Below are 15,546 nucleotides of genomic sequence, written 5' to 3' on the forward strand. Positions count from 1 at the left end.
CCTTCGTAAAGCGTGCCTTTCGGCAGGGGTCGGGGAGTGACTTCTCACGCATTGCACCACGCCCGCCGCCGGCTGATGATGCGCGTATGGCATGGTCCAACATCAACCACATCCGGCTGCTGCGGTATGCCGGTCTCACGACCTATCTCTGCGTGGCCCTGCCGCTGCTGCCTGGCAGCTGGAGCCTGGCGCAGGTCAGTTCCTGGTGGAGCAACCCGAACATCACGGGATGGGTGCTCTCCTACCTGATCTTCGGGCTCACCTATCTGTTGCTGACGCGCCGCTCGAGCATGACGCGGCAGGTCGGCTACCCCTCGCTGCCGCAGCTGCTGGGCCTCGTGGTCCTGACCGGTTCGGCGGTGGCGATGGGCTGGTTCAGCCAGAGCGGCCTGTCGGCCATGCTGATGCTGGTGATCGCGGTGGTGCTGCCCTGGCAGCTGCCGGTCGGCGCCGGGCTGCTGTGGATGCTGCTGCAGAACCTGATGCTGATCCCGATCATCGCCAGCTACATGGGCTGGACCATCGTGACGGCGGTCCTGCAGGTGTGCATGTACCTGGGCATCTCGGCGCTGGTGTTCTTCACCTCGATGATCGCGAGCCTGCAGGCGGAGGAACGCGAGATACAGCGTCGTCTCAACTCCGAACTGCGCGCCACGCGCGCGCTGCTGGCCGAGTCCACCCGCATCGCCGAGCGCATGCGCATCGCGCGTGACCTGCACGACCTGGTCGGCCATCACTTGACCGCGCTCAGCCTCAACCTGGAAGTGGCCAGCCACCTGGTCAATCCGCAGGCGGCCGAACACGTGCAGAAGGCGCAGGTGACCGCCAAGCACCTGCTGTCGGACGTGCGTGAGGTGGTCAGCGAGCTTCGCCAGGACGATGCGATCGATCTCACGCAGGCCCTGCGCAGCCTGATCGAAGGCGTGCCCGGCCTGCGCGTGCATGTGGAGACGCCACCGCGTTTCAGCGTGGAAGACCCCCGGCGGGCCCAGGTGCTGCTGCGCTGCGCGCAGGAAATCATCACCAACGCCGCCAAGCATGCGGCGGCGCGCAACCTGTGGCTGCGCTTCGACTACGTCAACGCCAACCTGCTGGAGCTGTCCGCCCGCGACGACGGCCGCGGTGCCGCCAACTTCAAGCCGGGCAACGGCCTGTCTGGCATGCGCGAGCGCCTGACCGAGTTCGAGGGCAGTGTCATGGTTGACCCCGCGCTGATGCAGGGTTTTGCACTCACCGTGCGACTGCCGCTGGGCGAGGCGCCGGAGCTGGCGCATACGCCGTCACGGTTCGAACCTCCCGCGCTGGGGACGGTGTAAAGAATGCACCCCGGCTTGGTGGGTCATGCCAGAATGCGGGGCTTGGATAGCCGCATCGTAAGAGTCCGGTCCATGCAGGGGCATGGTCCGGGCTTGTTTCTCCGTTGGCCGCGGGCATCGGACGCAGGCCGCAACCGCTTCGAGGATTCACGATGATTTCCGTCTGTCTTGTCGATGACCAGAACCTGGTTCGCCAGGGTGTCCGCTCCCTGCTCGATCTGGCGGAAGACATCCGCGTGGTGGCCGAGTGCGCCGACGGCGCGCAGGCCGTGCAGGACATTCCGCGCATCAAGCCCGATGTGGTTTTGCTCGACCTTCGCATGCCCAACATGAGCGGCCTGGAAGTGCTGCAGGCCCTGTCCGCACGCAACGAGCTTCCGCCCACCATCATCCTCACCACCTTCGACGACGACCAGCTCGTGCTGCAGGGCCTCAAGGCCGGCGCCCGGGGTTACCTGCTCAAGGATGTCTCGCTGGAACAACTGGTGGAGGCGGTGCGTACGGTGGCCGCGGGCGGTTCACTGGTCGCACCCATGGTCACCCAGCGCCTGCTCGCCGGCGTCGGCCGCATGCAGAACCAGTTCACCAGCCTGGAGCAGCCCGATCCGCTGACCGAGCGCGAGACCGAGATCCTGCGCCTGCTGTCCGGCGGCTACAGCAACAAGGAAATCGCCAATTCGCTGAAGGTGGCCGAGGGCACCGTGAAGAACCACGTGTCCAACATCCTTTCCAAGCTGGGCGTGCGTGATCGCACCCGCGCCGTGCTGAAGGCGCTGGAGCTGGGCATCGTCTGACCGCGAGGCCCGCCCGCAGGCGGGCACCGTCCCTCGGAAGCCGTCGCGGCATCCATGCAAACCTCTCCAGGCGCCGGCCCGGCGCCGGTACAGGGCGAAGGCCCATGCAGCTTTCCCGTGTGCATGCGTAAGGTCTGACGCTACGCCGCCAGCCCTAGTGCCACAGCCATTCGCGGGCGTCTGGAAGGCCAATGAGGCAACACTGAGCCCGTATCGCCATCGTCATGATGCCTGGAAGGCCCGCCGGGTGTGTCGCGTGGCGCCGGGAAGACTGGCCGTCTTGCCAAGCCGCGCGGCGCAGTCGGCGGGCCTTCCAGGCATCACCCCGTGGGCCCGCCCTGTCTGTCCGCATGCCTTCGGTCCGTTGGCTCGACAGACGGCCAGTCTGCCTTCACCAACGGCCCTGTGGCCTGCGAACAGACAGGGCGGGTGACGATGGCGATACGGGCTCAGTGTCGCCTCAGTAGCCGGATGGCGTTCCTGCGCGTGAACAAGTAGTATCGGTGGCTTCGGCGCTGGCCGACCCCCCGTCACGACGTAATTCTTCGGGAATTTCCCGTGGCTGGCCGGTCTCCGGCGACTCGACTGCCCTTAGTGCCGTATACAGAGAGACGTGCGGAGAACCCCGGAATGATGCGTGTTCTTGAATTTATTGTTGCCCTGGTCATCGTCGCCGTCGTGGCGGTGGTGGTGGGCGTGGTTATGCCTGGCAGCGGCCATGTGGAAAGGTCGTTGGTCATCGGCAAGGACATGCGTCAGGTCTATGACGTGCTGAGCAACTTCCGCCGCTTCCCGGAATACACCGTGCAGCGCGAGTACGACCGCAACATCAAGTTCGACTTCTCCGGCAAGGCCTATGGCCCGGGTGCCGAGGTGTCCTGGTCCAGCCAGGACGAGAAGGTCGGCAACGGCAAGCTGACCATCGCTTCGGCCGATCCGAGCTTCGACAAGGTCGACGCGCAGGCCCGCAAGGCTTCCATCGTCTGGAACCTGGACAACGACTGGCGCGGCAACGACAAGCACTTCACGCTCGACCTCGAGCGTCAGGGCAGCCGTGGCCAGCTGACCAAGGCCACCTGGTCGTATGACGTGGCCTACGGCTTCAACCTGATCAACCGTTATTCGAACCTCTACATTCATGGCGACCCGGATGCCTTCATCCAGTTCACCCTGAACAACCTGCAGAACGTGCTGGCCGGCGTGCAGAACGTCGACTACACCAAGCTGATCCCGTACATCGAGCAGACCCAGCCGACGCCGGTGCTGCTGGTGTCGACCTCGATCGAGCGCAAGGGTGGCCTCGAGGCCCTCAACGATGCGACCGACAAGGCCGTCGGCCAGATCCAGGCGGCCGCCAAGAAGCTGGGCGTGACCACCACCGGTCCGCGCATCATCTACACCACCAACTACGGCGACCAGACCTACTCCTTCGACGTGGCCATGCCGATCAGCGCGACCAGCCTGAATGTCGGTGGCCAGACCGTGGAGCTCGCTGCCGCCAAGTCGCCTGACCTGTCGAACGCCGCCAGCGCCAGCACCAGTGGCGATGCCGCTGCCGCCAACCCGGCCGACAACACCCCGGGTGGCCATGACCGCTTCGGCCGCCTGATCGTCGACAACGACGTGCGCGCGTTCCTGGCCTTCGGTGGCCCGGCCCTCAAGGCCGTGTGGAATGGCACCGCCGCCGGCGTGCCGCAGACCCGCGACCTGATGAAGGCCTATGCGCAGACCCACGGCTACAAGTTCGACGAAGTGGTGAACCGCTTCTACGACATCGAAGCCAAGCCGGAAGTGAAGCAGGGCGACCAGGTCACGCAGTACGCCGAATTCGACGTGTACCTGCCGCTGAGCTGGGCGCCGGAACAGACCCCGGAACAGGAAGCCGGCATCAAGCCGCCGTCGCTGGACCAGGGCACCGACCAGCAGGCTCCGGCTTCGTCCGGTACGGCCGCGGCTCCTGCCGAAGCCGGCACCGCCGGCAAGTAAGCCGCCCAGGCAATGCATCGAAAAGGCCCTTCCTCGCGAAGGGCCTTTTCATTTCTGATGCGTGCATCGACCGGTAACGGCGAACTTTTCGGTTACATTGCAGGTCGACTCGCTGATCCACGAAGGCCTTGCGCATCGCGCGGCCGCCTCCTGCCTCGACCGGACATGATCGAAACCGAACAGCTCACCCGGCGCTACGGCGCCCTGACCGCCGTGGATTCGCTGAGCTTCCGCGCCGAACCGGGCCAGGTGCTGGGACTCCTTGGCCCCAATGGCGCCGGCAAGACCACGGTGATGCGCATGATCGCCGGCTTCCTCGCGCCCAGTTCGGGCACGGCGCGTGTCTGCGGCCACGATGTGCTCAAGGAGCCGCTGAAGGCCAAGCGCGCGCTCGGCTATCTGCCGGAAGGTGCACCGAGCTATGGCGAGCTGACGGTGCGCGAGTTCCTCACCTTCGTCATCCGCATGCGCGGCCTGCAGCGCGAGGAGGGCTATCGCCGTTTCGAGCGCGTGGTGGGTGGCCTGCAACTGGAAGGCGTACTCGACCAGTGCATCGACACGCTGTCCAAGGGCCTGCGCCGCCGCGTAGGCCTGGCGCAGGCGATCGTGCACAACCCGCAGGTGCTGATGCTGGACGAGCCCACCGATGGCCTCGACCCGAACCAGAAGCACACCGTGCGGCAGCTGATCGACGCGATGGCGCGGGACCGCACCATCCTCATCTCCACGCACCTGCTGGAAGAAGTGCATGCGCTCTGCAATCGCGTGGTGATCATCGCCAACGGCAAGCTGTTGGCCGACGCCACGCCGGCCGAGCTGGAGGCGCGTTCGCGTTACCACGGCGCGGTGTCGTTCAGCGCGCCGGGCAGCGGCGTGTCGCAGGAAATGCTGGGCCGCCTGCCGCAGGTGGCGTCGATCGAGGTGGATCCGCTGGACGGGCGCATCACCGTGTTCCCGCGTCCGGGCGAACGCATCCTGGAGCCGGTGGAAACCCTGCTGCGCCAGCAAGGGCTGGAAGTGTCGGAAATCCAGCTGGAACGAGGCCGCCTGGACGAAGTGTTCCGCCACATCACCACCGGCGCCGAGGGCAAGGCATGAGTCCCGTTGCTGCGGTGATGCGGCGCGAGTTGCGCAGCTACTTCGTCACGCCGGTGGCGTATGTGTTCCTGGTGATCTTCCTGGTGATGTCCGGCATCCTCACCTTCTACGCCGGTGATTTCTACGAGCGCAGGCAGGCCGACCTGCAGCCGTTCTTCGTGATGCATCCCTGGCTTTACCTGGTATTGGTGCCGGCCGTATCGATGCGCATGTGGGCCGAGGAGGCCAAGGGCGGCACGCTGGAATTGCTGCTCAGCCTGCCGCTCACGCTGGGCCAGGCGATGCTGGGCAAGTTCATCGCGGCATGGCTGTTCATCGGCCTCGCCTTGTTCCTGACGTTTCCGATCTGGCTCACGGTGAACTACCTGGGTTCGCCGGACAACGGCGTGATCCTCGCCAGCTACATCGGCAGCTGGCTGATGGCCGGCGCCTTCCTCGCGATCGGCGCCTGCCTGTCGGCGGTGACGCAGAGCCAGGTGGTGGCCTTCGTGCTGACGCTGGTGGTGTGCTTCCTGTTGATCCTGGTGGGGCAGCCGCAGGTGATGGAATTCTTCCAGGGCGCGCTGCCGCGGAAGCTGGTGAACGGTCTTGCGCACCTGAGCATGCTTCGCCACTTCGAGGCGATTGCGCGTGGCGTGCTGGACCTGCGTGACCTGTTGTATTTCGTGCTGAGCATGGCAGCCTGGTTGACCGCCGGCGTGCTGGTGCTCGACCTGAAGCGGACGCCATGAGCATGACGCGCGTGCATTCCCGTCGCCGTCTCGTGCTGCTTGCCGCGCTGGTGCTGCTTGCCGTCGTATTCGTCGCCATCACCCTGGGCAGCAGCCGGTGGCTGCGGCTGGGTCGCATCGACCTCACGTCCGATCGGCTGTACACGCTGACGCCCGGCACCGCCCACATCGTGGACAACCTGCGTGCGCCGCTGAAGCTCACGCTGTATTTCTCCGAGCATGCCGCGCGCGATCTGCCGCAGCTGCGCACCTATGAGCAGCGCGTCAGGGAAATGCTGCAGGAAATGGTGGCCCGCTCGCACGGGCGACTGCGGCTGCAGTTCGTGGATCCAGTGCCGTACTCCGACGACGAAGTCAGTGCCGAAGGCTATGGCCTCACGCCGATCAACGGCGGCAGCAATGGCGAGCGCGTCTTCTTCGGCCTCGTGGGCAATACCTTGCCGGCCAACGCGGACAGCGAGAGCGAGAACGAAGAGCGCCTGCCAGGCAACACACTGAGCATCCCGCTGCTCGATCCCTCGCGCGAAACCTTCCTCGAGTACGACATCGCCAAGCTGCTCTATGAGCTGGACCAGCCCTCCAAGCCGCACGTGGGGCTGATCACCAGCCTGCCGGTGGAAGGCAATCCGGTGATTGGCGAGCAGCCGTGGACGGTGATGCGCCAGCTGGGGCAGCAGTTCGACGTCAAGGCGCTGGATGCGAGCAAGCTCACCCGCATCGACAGCGACATCAAGGCGCTGCTGGTCATCCACCCCAAGCACCTGCCGGCGGATGCGCTCTATGCGATCGACCAGTACGTGCTGCGCGGCGGGCATCTGGTGGTGTTCGTCGATCCGGTGGCGGAAATGGACAACACGCCGTTCGTGGACAGCAACGGCAACACCGACGACCACAATTCGGACCTGGCGAAGTTGTTCGAGACCTGGGGCGTGCAGTACGACCCCCAGAAGGTCGTGCTGGATCGCTCGCGCGCGCTGCGCATCGAGCTGGCCGACAGCAGCTCGATGAGTCATCCGGCGATGCTCGGCCTGGGACAGCAGGAGCTCAGCCACGACGACGTGATCACCGCCAGCCTGCAGCGCATCAACATCTCCAGCGCCGGCTACTTCGATCTCTCGCCGGGAACCACTTCGCGCCTGCAGCCGTTGATGCAGAGCACGACCGACGCGGAAGTCGTGCCCAGTCAGCGGGTGCGCGAGTCGATCAACAATCCGGGCGGCCTGCTGGACAACTACAAGCCGGACAACAATCACTACGTGATCGCGGCACGCCTGCGCGGCACCTTCGCCAGTGCGTTTCCGGAACGGGCCAAGCTCGCAGGCCATCTGGGCGTCTCCGGCGACAATGCCGAAGTGATCCTGGTGGCGGATACCGATCTGCTCAGCGATCGCCTGTGGGTGTCCTATACGCAGAGCCTGCTCGGCCAGCCGCAGCTCAGTGCCCTCGCCAACAACGGCGACTTCGTCACCAATATCGCGGACAACCTCAGCGGCTCCTCCGCGCTGCTGTCCATCCACGGCAGGGTCAGCTCGCAGCGGCCGTTCACGCGCGTGCTGGCGTTGCAGAGTGCGGCCGACCAGAAGTACCTGGCGAAGAAACAGGAGCTGCAGCGCGAGCTGGCCGTCACGCGTTCCCGCCTGAGCGAGCTGCAGCCCGCCAAGGCCGCGCGCGCCGACACCGCGAGCGCGGAACAGCGAGCGGAGATCGAGCAGTTCCTGCGGCGGCAGCTGGCGATCAACAAGGAGCTGCGCGACGTGCAGCACCAGTTCAATGCCGAGATCGACGCGCTGGGGCTGCGTCTCAAGTTCATCAACATCGTGCTGGTGCCGTCTCTGGTGACGCTGTTCGGCCTGCTCTATGGCTGGCGTCGTTCGCGCCGTAGCCGTCGCCGGGTCTCAGGCTGAGGCGGGCAGGCTATGATGTGCGGTCGCCGTTGAGTCGCGGATTCGTTCGATGATGGCAAGCGTGATCAAGTGGATCGTGCCCTGGGAGTTTTCCTGGGTGTTCCTGCTGACCTTCGTGGCCTGCGGCGTGCTGTACGTGCGCGGTTGTCGTCGCCTGCCGGTCGGCATCGGCCGCCAACTCGCGTTCTGGCTCGGCATGGCGATGATCTATGTGTCGCTGCATACCTATCTGGATTTCTTCTTCGAGCATGAGTTCTTCATGCATCGTATCCAGCAGGTGCTGTTGCATCACCTGGCGCCGCTGCTGATCGTTGCGTCCTATCCTGGAACGGTGCTGCGCAAGGGCCTGTCCTTGACGTGGCGCGTCCGTTTGCTTCGCCCGGTGTTGCGGTCGTGGCCGTGGCGGTTGTTCAGTGCCGTGTTCCTGAACCCGGCGGTCGTGACGGTCCTGTTTGTCGCCTTCATCCTCGTCTGGCTGATTCCATCGATGCAGACGCTGGCGATGCTGGACTGGCGCATCTACCGCTTCATGAACTGGTCGATGCTGGTCAGTGGTTTCAGCTACTGGTGGCTGGTGCTGGACCACCGGCCGCGTCCGCCGGGCCGCATGACGCCGGGCATGCGCGTGCTTTCGCCAGGCATCACGATGACGCCGCAGATTCTCGCCGGCGCCATCGTCACGTTCTCGAAGACCGATCTCTACCCGATCTTCGAAATCTGTGGGCGCGCCTTCACCTTCAACGTGCTCACGGCACAGCTGGTCGGCGGCGTGATCATGTGGGTGCCGGCGGCGATCATCGAATCCATCGGTGGCCTGCTGGCCATGCGGCAATGGTTGCGCCTTTCGCGCAAGGGGCGCATTCGTCGGAAGCCGTGGCCGCGGCGCCAGGCTGCGTCGCCCGTTACGGCAACGCAGCCGGTGCGCGAACCTGCCGTGCCTCGGTAGGCGTCATCGCGCACCGGGTGCGCTCCTGCAGCAGGAACTCAGTGCGCGTGGGCGTCGCCGGCATCGGTGGCGTTCGCCGGGCGCGCGGCGAAATCCGTGTCCAGCACGCTGCCATCGCTGAAGTGGAAAGTGAGCTTCACATCGTCGCCCGCTTTCACCGGCGGATTCGCCTTGCTCATCATCAGGTGATAGCCGCCGGGGGCCAGTTCGGCCTTGCCGTGCGCGGGAATCACCAGGTTTTCCACCATGGCCATGCGGCTGACGCCGCCTTCGGAGCTGCTCTTGTGCAGCATCACGCTGCCGTAGCGCGCGCTGCTTGCACTGCGCAGCGTGGCCGGTTGGTCGCCGGTGTTTTCCAGCACGACATAGCCGCCTGCGGGCAGGTCGCCCGGCAGGACGCGAATCCACGCCTGCGTGGCACGGATGTGTTCGGCTTCGTTGGCATAGGCCGACAGGGCCAACAGCCACCCGGCCGCGAACAAGGGCAGGGTGCGTGCGATGCGGACGATCATGAGCGATTCCCCAGGCTCAACATCAGGTGCAGGTCGTGGACGAGATCGTCCTGCGGATTGCCCGGCGTCGCCAGCAGGCGGGCCTTGCCGTCGCGATCGAAGACGTAGATGGCCGAGCTGTGGCTCACCTCGTACTGGCCATCGCCCTTGTCGGGCTCTCGGGTGAACGCGGAGCGGTAGCGCTTGCTCAGCGCCTCGATCTCCCGAGGCGTGCCGGACAGGCCGACGGCGCGAGGATCGAACGCGTTCACATAGGCGTGCATGATGTCGGGCGTATCGCGCGCCGGGTCCACGCTCACGAACAGGATGCGCGCACCGTCAGCCAGCGGGCCGAGGCGCTGCATCACCACGTGCAGCTGGGCGAGCGTCAACGGGCAGACGTCGGGGCAATGGGTGTAGCCGAAATAGAGCAGCACCACCTTGCCGCGGTAGTCCTGCCCGGTGACGGCCTTGCCCTGGTCGTCGACCAGCCGGAAATCCAGGTCGGGCATGTGCCCGGCGACATCGGTGAGCCGCCACTGGACGTCATCGCCGCGATGGCAAGCGGCCAGCAGCAGGCTTCCGAACAGCAACGAGAACACCAGGGCCAGGCGACTGGCCCGGCGAAGCGTCGTGCGAAAATGGATGGGAATCATCCCGTCAGCATACGACACTGGCCGCCGGCCGTTGAGGGAAGCGTTATCCATGCGACACCCATCCTTTGCCACTGGTGTGCTCATCGGGCTCGTGGGCGCGAGCGCCGTGATGTTCGGTGCCTTTGGCGCGCATGCCTTGCGCGACGTGCTCGATGCGCGCGGCAGCGAGCTGTGGCACACCGCCGTGAGTTATCACTTCTGGCATGCGCTCGCGCTGGTGCTTGCGGCGTTCGCCAGCCCCGGACGTGCGCGCCGCATGGCGCTGGTGGCTTTTCCGTTCGGCATCGTGCTGTTCAGCGGCAGCCTGTACGCCCTGGCCTTGGGCGCACCGCGCTGGTCTGGCGCCATCACGCCGCTGGGCGGCGTGGCGTTCATCGCGGGCTGGCTCGCTTTGGGCGTTGCGCTGGCACCGCAGTTGTCGCGTGCTTCCCGCTAGGCGGGATCAGGCGCGCTCCACCCGCGCCGCGTAGCATCCGGGACGAGCCATGTGGATGTGCAGGTAGGACACCTTCGTGTCGCTGAACAGGCGTTCGATCAGCGGTTCCAGCGCCGTGCCCTGGGCCACATCCGCATCACGCAACATGCCTTGTCCGTCAAAGCCTCGCACGGAGAGCAGGCGGCGGCGAAGCTGGTCCGGCACTTCATCCACCCGGTCGTACTGTTGTTCGCCTTCGCGGATGTAGATGGCGTGGCTGGAGCGGAAGGGCGAATCCACCGGGTGGTGCTCGTAGTGCAGCAGGATCAGGGACTGCCCCGGCTCGGCATCCGTGAGGCTGACGCGGCAGGGGTATCCGTGCGGCTGGTCGGCCACGACGCGCACCGCGCGGCGTTCGGCGAGCGCCTCATCGGAAAGGCCAAACAGTTCGGCGAAGGGTTCGGCGGGCAGGCCCGTGATGCGGAAGTGCATGACATTGCTCCTTGAAACGGTGCATGCAGCTTGCCGCGCAGGTCCTGCTTCCACTATCCGGTTCTTGCGACGCGGCGTTCAATCCACGCGAAATACGTTCACCGTCTCGCATGCGGGGCAACGGTAACTCTGCAGTTCCGCGTCTTCCCGCTTCGCCCACTCGAGCGCGTCGGGCGGAAGCATGTCCTGCGGTTGCATTTCGACCTGTTTGCCCGCCTTGGAGCAGCTGTCGCAAAGGACCGGGCCGTCAGGGAGGGGGGCGTAATCGGTGGCCATAGGAGTTCTCCGGCTGTCACTCGCGATGTGAGGAAGTGGAAAACCTAGCGCTGCGGCCGTGCAAGACGCGTTGAAGCGCCGAGAAGAAGGCGCGTGTGTTCAGTCCGCGTCGTCGTCGGCTACGGGCTCGGCCGTTTCCTTCTTCAGGCGCCCCTGCTTGCGCAACGCTTCGCGCAAGACGAACTCGATCTGCGCGTTGACGCTGCGCAGATCATCGTCGGCCCAGCGCTGCATGGCTTCGAGTACGGCAGCGCTGATGCGGAGTGGGTAGGCCTTTTTGGGGTCTGCTTTCATATTCCAAGTACCTCGCGCCGGGACCTGTTTGCGCGAAGGGCAAGGAAGAGCGAAGGAGTGTATGTCGATACACGACTGAGCGATGACGCAGCCCTGCGGGCAAACAGACCCGGCCCGAAGGGTTGCGCTTGCGCTGCCGCCAGTGGGCAGCGCGCGGCTTGGCCAGCCAGCCAGGCTGGCGCTGCCCACTGGCGGCAGCGCAAGCGCAACGCGAGGCACTTGGAATATGAAAGCAGACGCTTAACCGCCATAGAGCGTGCCGGCGTTCACCACCGGTTGCGTGGCGCGATCGCCGCAAAGCACGACCAGTAGGTTGCTCACCATGGCGGCCTTGCGCTCTTCGTCCAACTCCACCACGCCCTGCTGGCGCAGCTTGTCGAGCGCCATCGCGACCATGCCCACGGCGCCTTCCACGATGCGCTCGCGCGCCGCCACGATGGCGTTCGCCTGCTGGCGCTGCAGCATGGCCTGGGCGATTTCCTGCGCGTAGGCGAGATGGCTGATGCGCGCTTCGACCACGCGCACGCCGGCCTTGTCCAGGCGGGCCTGTATCTCGTCGCGAAGATGGTTGTTGATGACGTCGCCGTGGCTGCGCAGGGCGGGTTTGCCGTCGTCGTGCGCGTCGTAGGGATAGTTCTGCGCCATCTGCCTCAGCGCGGATTCGCTCTGGATGGTGACGAAGTTTTCGTAGTCGTCCACGCAGAACACGGCTTCGGCGGTGTCGATGACCTGCCACACCACCACGGCCGCGATCTCGATCGGGTTGCCGTCGCTGTCGTTCACCTTGAGCTTGCCGCTCTCGAAGTTGCGCACGCGCAGCGAGACGCGACGGCGCGTGCAGAACGGGTTGGTCCAGCGCAGGCCTTCCGCGCGGACGGTGCCCGCGTACTTGCCGAACAGCTGCAACACCTGGCCCTCGTTGGGCGCCACCTGGAAGAAGCCCTTCACCATGAGCAGCGCCAGCGCAATCAGCAGCACGCCCGCCGGGCCAAGATAGCCCACGCTGCCGCGGGCCGTTTCCATCCACAACGCGACGCTTCCCAGGCCCATCAGGAAGCAAAGAAAGACCATCGGTATGCCCGCAACCGAAAAACCCTGACGCTCGTTCATGGTGATTCCTCCCTAGTTGGGAGGATTTGATATCAAAATGATATCTATCGGCAAGTGCCTTCGCTCACCGGCCATTGCCGGCGCTTACCGGCGGCTCGCCCACCGTCGGTGGCGGCAGGTTGCCCGCCAGTTCGCCCGTCGGGGTGATTTCCTCGATGTGCAGCTGGCCGAACAGGTTGGCCACATTGAAGAAATGCCACGGATCGCCGTCGCCAGTATCCAGGGCGATGTGGCTGCTGTCGAAGTGGCGCAGGGCGGCGTCGAAGCTCTGCCAACGTCCGTTGATCCAGGACTGCACCCAGGCATGGGGAACGAATACGCGCGAAGCGCCGGAGAAGCGGTCGGCATAGACCATGCCGGTCACCACCCGTGTCGGGATGTGCTCGGCGCGCGCCAGCGCAGCGAGCAGCACGGCGTATTCGGTGCAGTCGCCGTCATGGGTGCGCAGCACCTCCAGCGCCGAGGCGTAGCCCACGTCGAGCCCGTGCTGGGTGATGTAGTCGCTGACGAAGCTGCGCAGGCGGCGCATCTTCTGCAGGTCGTCCCGCGCGTCGCCCACCACCCGCTTGGCGAGGTCACGGATTTCCGGTGCATCCGATTGCACCCAGGCATTGGGCAGCGTGTCCTCGGCGGTCGGAGGCGCCTGGCCACCGGGCTGGGGATTGCCCACGTCGACCAGCCAGTTGCCGCGCCCCAGGTCGAGGACGTGCTGTTCGTCGGTGCCGATGATCGGTTGCGGACCGCCGGCTGGCGCGCGAACGCGGTAACGCAGGAACGAGCTGCGCAGATAGGCTGGCAGCAGCCGCGGCGAATCGACCATCGCGGCGCGGAACATGTCCATCTTCTGTACCGGCGCCATCGCGCACTTGCGGCTGCAGGCGAGCATTTCCAGCTTTCGGCCCAGCATGTCGAGCATGCCCTTGCGGGCGTAGCCCTGGTCGTCCAGCCACAGGTCCATGGTCTGCGAGCCGCGGGGAGTCTTCAGCACCTGGCGCTGGTGGCTGAGGATCATGCTGCCTTCGGGCAGGGTCACCTTCTCGTTGCCGATCACCGTCATCGCCACCCGCGCGACGGCCTGGCTGGCCGGGTCGAACATGTCCATGGTGTAGTTCTCGCCCGGCTTGCCCGCGGCGTTGACGAGGGCAAGGCGCTGCCCTTCGCTGAGCATCGCGCCGGGCGGCCAGACCAGCAGGGTCTGGCGTGCGTTGCCGTCGACGGTGGTGGTCACCGCGAAGTCGCCGCCGGGCTGGCGTTTGCCTTCCACGATGGTGTCGGTAGAGGACAGCGTGCTGCGAGCATAGAACTCCAGCGGCTCGCCCGCGCTGCTTTCCACGCTGCGGGTCAGCACGCCCAGCGGGATGCCGCTGCCGCTGCGATTGAGCTCGATCACCAGGTCCTGCGTCGTGGTGACGACGTCGCCGACGCGCTCGTGCCGGATTTCCAGGTGGCCGATCTTGCGGCCGCCGAGAAGCACGGTCATCCAGGTCGTATCCGGCGACGCCACGGCCTCGGCCCGGGTGGTGCTCCAGGGGGAGGGGCACAACGACAACACCAGCAACAGCATGGCAGTCCGGTTGCGCATAGTCGTTCCGCGGGGACGGTGGCAATGACAGTCAATGCCGGTTCGAGGCGTTCGTCAATGGGACTTCCGGCAGGTCGCGACGAAGGTCGCCGCGAGTCCCGTCCAGGCCGCTTACAATGCGTGTTTGCCGCCCCGGAGAGAAACCGAATGAAGCCGTTTGGCACGCCTTATTCCGACCGCGCCCTGCGCGTGCTGCTGCTGGGTTCGGGCGAACTCGGCAAGGAGGTGGCCATCGAGCTGCAGCGCTTTGCCGTGGAAGTGATCGCGGTGGACCGTTATGCAAATGCACCGGCGATGCAGGTGGCCCATCGCAGCCATGTGATCGACATGCTGGATGGCGCCGCGCTGCGCCAGCTGATCGAGGCGGAAAAGCCTGACCTGGTGGTGCCGGAAATCGAAGCCATCCACACACCGACGCTGCTCGAACTGGAAAAAGGCGGCCTGCGCGTGATACCCACGGCCCGCGCCGCGTGGCTCACGATGGACCGCGAAGGCATCCGCCGTCTCGCCGCCGAAGAACTGAAGCTGCCGACCTCGCCTTACCGTTTCTGCGAGACCGAGGCCGAATATCGCGACGCCGCCGCTCAGATCGGCCTGCCGTTCGTGATCAAGCCCGTAATGAGCTCTTCCGGCAAGGGGCAGAGCGTGGTGCGCCATGAAGACGAGCTGCAGGCTGCCTGGGATTACGCCCAGTCCGGCGGGCGCGCCGGCAAGGGCAGGGTGATCGTCGAAGGCTTCGTCGATTTCGACTACGAGATCACCCTGCTGACCGTGCAGCACAAGGATGGCGCGAGTTTTTGCGCGCCCATCGGGCATCGCCAGGAGGACGGCGACTATCGCGAATCGTGGCAACCGCAGCCCATGAGCGATGCGGCCTTGGTCGAGGCGCAGCGCCAGGCTGCGGCGATCACGGGCGCACTCGGCGGATGGGGCGTGTTCGGCGTGGAATTCTTCGTCAAGGGTCACCACGTGATCTTCTCGGAGGTGAGCCCGCGCCCGCACGACACTGGTCTGGTGACCCTGATTTCGCAGGATCTCTCCGAGTTCGCACTGCATGCACGCGCCATTCTCGGCCTGCCGATTCCGGCCATTCGCCAACTGGGCCCATCGGCATCCTGCGCCGTGCTGGTGGAAGGCGATGGCGACGCGCCGCGCTATCTCAACGTGGCGGAGGCGTTGAGCCAGCCCGATACGCAGCTGCGCATCTTCGGCAAACCCACGGTCAAGGGACGCCGACGCATGGCGGTCACGCTCGCGCGCGATGAAGACATCGAAACGGCCAAGGCCAAGGCGATCGCGGCGGCGAACATGCTGCGCGTGGAGCTGTGACGCTTCCCTTTCGCGCGCTTTGAGGAGAGGATCGGAAGCGGACACCAGCGCCGGCCGTCGCGGATGCCAGCATTCCGATGAAGCCCTTGCTTGGCAGAGTCCACTTCCCGCGTTCGCCCGAGGGAA

16 protein-coding genes are annotated in these 15,546 nt (G+C 65.7%); 9 read left to right on the forward strand and 7 right to left on the reverse strand.

Annotated elements, in window-relative coordinates; genetic code table 11:
* Positions 1-86 precede the first annotated feature (86 nt).
* From CA260_RS06795 to CA260_RS06825, 7 genes are all read left to right on the forward strand, one after another.
* Positions 87-1,316 (forward strand): sensor histidine kinase, encoded by a 1,230-nt coding sequence (locus CA260_RS06795; RefSeq protein ID WP_111981619.1) that lies wholly within the window; start codon positions 87-89, stop codon positions 1,314-1,316.
* A gap of 152 nt (positions 1,317-1,468) precedes the next feature.
* Entirely contained in the window at positions 1,469-2,110 is a 642-nt protein-coding gene (locus CA260_RS06800; RefSeq protein WP_026635939.1) for a response regulator, read from the forward strand.
* A gap of 630 nt (positions 2,111-2,740) precedes the next feature.
* On the forward strand, positions 2,741-4,096 hold the full coding sequence (locus CA260_RS06805) for a polyketide cyclase (protein WP_111981621.1): 1,356 nt from the start codon (positions 2,741-2,743) through the stop codon (positions 4,094-4,096).
* 165 nt (positions 4,097-4,261) lie between these two features.
* Positions 4,262-5,194, forward strand: a complete 933-nt coding sequence (locus CA260_RS06810) for an ABC transporter ATP-binding protein (protein WP_111981623.1) — start codon at positions 4,262-4,264, stop codon at positions 5,192-5,194.
* Positions 5,191-5,925, forward strand: a complete 735-nt coding sequence (locus CA260_RS06815; RefSeq protein WP_111981625.1) for an ABC transporter permease subunit — start codon at positions 5,191-5,193, stop codon at positions 5,923-5,925. The genes CA260_RS06810 and CA260_RS06815 overlap by 4 nt, the downstream gene beginning before the upstream one ends.
* A complete protein-coding gene (locus CA260_RS06820) occupies positions 5,922-7,829 on the forward strand; it encodes a GldG family protein (protein WP_111981627.1) in 1,908 nt (635 codons plus the stop codon). Before CA260_RS06815 ends, CA260_RS06820 begins: the two co-directional genes overlap by 4 nt.
* Positions 7,830-7,878: 49 nt before the next feature.
* Positions 7,879-8,775, forward strand: a complete 897-nt coding sequence (locus CA260_RS06825; RefSeq protein ID WP_111981629.1) for a cytochrome c oxidase assembly protein — start codon at positions 7,879-7,881, stop codon at positions 8,773-8,775.
* Between the two features lie 38 nt (positions 8,776-8,813).
* Here CA260_RS06825 and CA260_RS06830 read toward each other — a convergent pair whose 3' ends face one another.
* Both CA260_RS06830 and CA260_RS06835 read right to left on the reverse strand, forming a co-directional pair.
* Entirely contained in the window at positions 8,814-9,287 is a 474-nt protein-coding gene (locus tag CA260_RS06830) for a copper chaperone PCu(A)C (RefSeq protein ID WP_111981631.1), read from the reverse strand.
* Positions 9,284-9,922, reverse strand: coding sequence for an SCO family protein (locus CA260_RS06835; RefSeq protein ID WP_111981633.1), 639 nt, complete (start codon positions 9,920-9,922; stop codon positions 9,284-9,286). Before CA260_RS06835 ends, CA260_RS06830 begins: the two co-directional genes overlap by 4 nt.
* A 49-nt stretch (positions 9,923-9,971) precedes the next feature.
* On the opposite strand from CA260_RS06835, the gene CA260_RS06840 reads away from it, so the two are divergent.
* The gene (locus CA260_RS06840) at positions 9,972-10,358 is read left to right on the forward strand and encodes a DUF423 domain-containing protein (protein WP_111981635.1); all 387 of its coding nucleotides are present in this window, start codon (positions 9,972-9,974) and stop codon (positions 10,356-10,358) included.
* A gap of 6 nt (positions 10,359-10,364) precedes the next feature.
* Here the strand turns inward: CA260_RS06840 and CA260_RS06845 are convergent, their stop codons facing one another.
* The 5 genes from CA260_RS06845 to CA260_RS06865 form a co-directional block, all read right to left on the reverse strand.
* Entirely contained in the window at positions 10,365-10,829 is a 465-nt protein-coding gene (locus CA260_RS06845; RefSeq protein WP_111981637.1) for a DUF1203 domain-containing protein, read from the reverse strand.
* A 78-nt stretch (positions 10,830-10,907) separates the two neighbouring features.
* Positions 10,908-11,105, reverse strand: coding sequence for a hypothetical protein (locus tag CA260_RS06850; protein WP_111981639.1), 198 nt, complete (start codon positions 11,103-11,105; stop codon positions 10,908-10,910).
* A gap of 99 nt (positions 11,106-11,204) precedes the next feature.
* Positions 11,205-11,399: an Arc family DNA-binding protein gene (locus CA260_RS06855; protein WP_111981642.1), complete on the reverse strand. Its 195-nt coding sequence runs from the start codon at positions 11,397-11,399 to the stop codon at positions 11,205-11,207.
* A gap of 240 nt (positions 11,400-11,639) precedes the next feature.
* The gene (locus CA260_RS06860; protein ID WP_111981645.1) at positions 11,640-12,509 is read right to left on the reverse strand and encodes an SPFH domain-containing protein; all 870 of its coding nucleotides are present in this window, start codon (positions 12,507-12,509) and stop codon (positions 11,640-11,642) included.
* Between the two features lie 64 nt (positions 12,510-12,573).
* Positions 12,574-14,091 carry a transglutaminase-like domain-containing protein gene (locus CA260_RS06865; RefSeq protein WP_111981648.1) on the reverse strand — a complete coding sequence of 506 codons (1,518 nt, stop codon included), beginning with the start codon at positions 14,089-14,091 and terminating at the stop codon, positions 12,574-12,576.
* 147 nt (positions 14,092-14,238) lie between these two features.
* Between CA260_RS06865 and purT the strand changes: the two genes are divergently transcribed.
* Positions 14,239-15,420 carry a formate-dependent phosphoribosylglycinamide formyltransferase gene (gene purT / locus CA260_RS06870; RefSeq protein ID WP_111981651.1) on the forward strand — a complete coding sequence of 394 codons (1,182 nt, stop codon included), beginning with the start codon at positions 14,239-14,241 and terminating at the stop codon, positions 15,418-15,420.
* The last annotated feature ends 126 nt before the right edge of the window (positions 15,421-15,546 follow it).

This window comes from Dyella jiangningensis (assembly GCF_003264855.1).
Taxonomy (GTDB): domain Bacteria; phylum Pseudomonadota; class Gammaproteobacteria; order Xanthomonadales; family Rhodanobacteraceae; genus Dyella; species Dyella jiangningensis_C.

What these genes read in the sequence shown, in the direction of transcription:
- CA260_RS06795 (WP_111981619.1), top strand. Translation starts at nt 87, where the DNA reads ATGGCATGGTCCAACATCAACCACATCCGGCTGCTGCGGTATGCCGGT.
- CA260_RS06800 (WP_026635939.1), top strand. Translation starts at nt 1,469, where the DNA reads ATGATTTCCGTCTGTCTTGTCGATGACCAGAACCTGGTTCGCCAGGGT.
- CA260_RS06805 (WP_111981621.1), top strand. Translation starts at nt 2,741, where the DNA reads ATGATGCGTGTTCTTGAATTTATTGTTGCCCTGGTCATCGTCGCCGTC.
- CA260_RS06810 (WP_111981623.1), top strand. Translation starts at nt 4,262, where the DNA reads ATGATCGAAACCGAACAGCTCACCCGGCGCTACGGCGCCCTGACCGCC.
- CA260_RS06815 (WP_111981625.1), top strand. Translation starts at nt 5,191, where the DNA reads ATGAGTCCCGTTGCTGCGGTGATGCGGCGCGAGTTGCGCAGCTACTTC.
- CA260_RS06820 (WP_111981627.1), top strand. Translation starts at nt 5,922, where the DNA reads ATGAGCATGACGCGCGTGCATTCCCGTCGCCGTCTCGTGCTGCTTGCC.
- CA260_RS06825 (WP_111981629.1), top strand. Translation starts at nt 7,879, where the DNA reads ATGATGGCAAGCGTGATCAAGTGGATCGTGCCCTGGGAGTTTTCCTGG.
- CA260_RS06830 (WP_111981631.1), bottom strand. Translation starts at nt 9,287, where the DNA reads ATGATCGTCCGCATCGCACGCACCCTGCCCTTGTTCGCGGCCGGGTGG.
- CA260_RS06835 (WP_111981633.1), bottom strand. Translation starts at nt 9,922, where the DNA reads ATGATTCCCATCCATTTTCGCACGACGCTTCGCCGGGCCAGTCGCCTG.
- CA260_RS06840 (WP_111981635.1), top strand. Translation starts at nt 9,972, where the DNA reads ATGCGACACCCATCCTTTGCCACTGGTGTGCTCATCGGGCTCGTGGGC.
- CA260_RS06845 (WP_111981637.1), bottom strand. Translation starts at nt 10,829, where the DNA reads ATGCACTTCCGCATCACGGGCCTGCCCGCCGAACCCTTCGCCGAACTG.
- CA260_RS06850 (WP_111981639.1), bottom strand. Translation starts at nt 11,105, where the DNA reads ATGGCCACCGATTACGCCCCCCTCCCTGACGGCCCGGTCCTTTGCGAC.
- CA260_RS06855 (WP_111981642.1), bottom strand. Translation starts at nt 11,399, where the DNA reads ATGAAAGCAGACCCCAAAAAGGCCTACCCACTCCGCATCAGCGCTGCC.
- CA260_RS06860 (WP_111981645.1), bottom strand. Translation starts at nt 12,509, where the DNA reads ATGAACGAGCGTCAGGGTTTTTCGGTTGCGGGCATACCGATGGTCTTT.
- CA260_RS06865 (WP_111981648.1), bottom strand. Translation starts at nt 14,091, where the DNA reads ATGCGCAACCGGACTGCCATGCTGTTGCTGGTGTTGTCGTTGTGCCCC.
- purT (WP_111981651.1), top strand. Translation starts at nt 14,239, where the DNA reads ATGAAGCCGTTTGGCACGCCTTATTCCGACCGCGCCCTGCGCGTGCTG.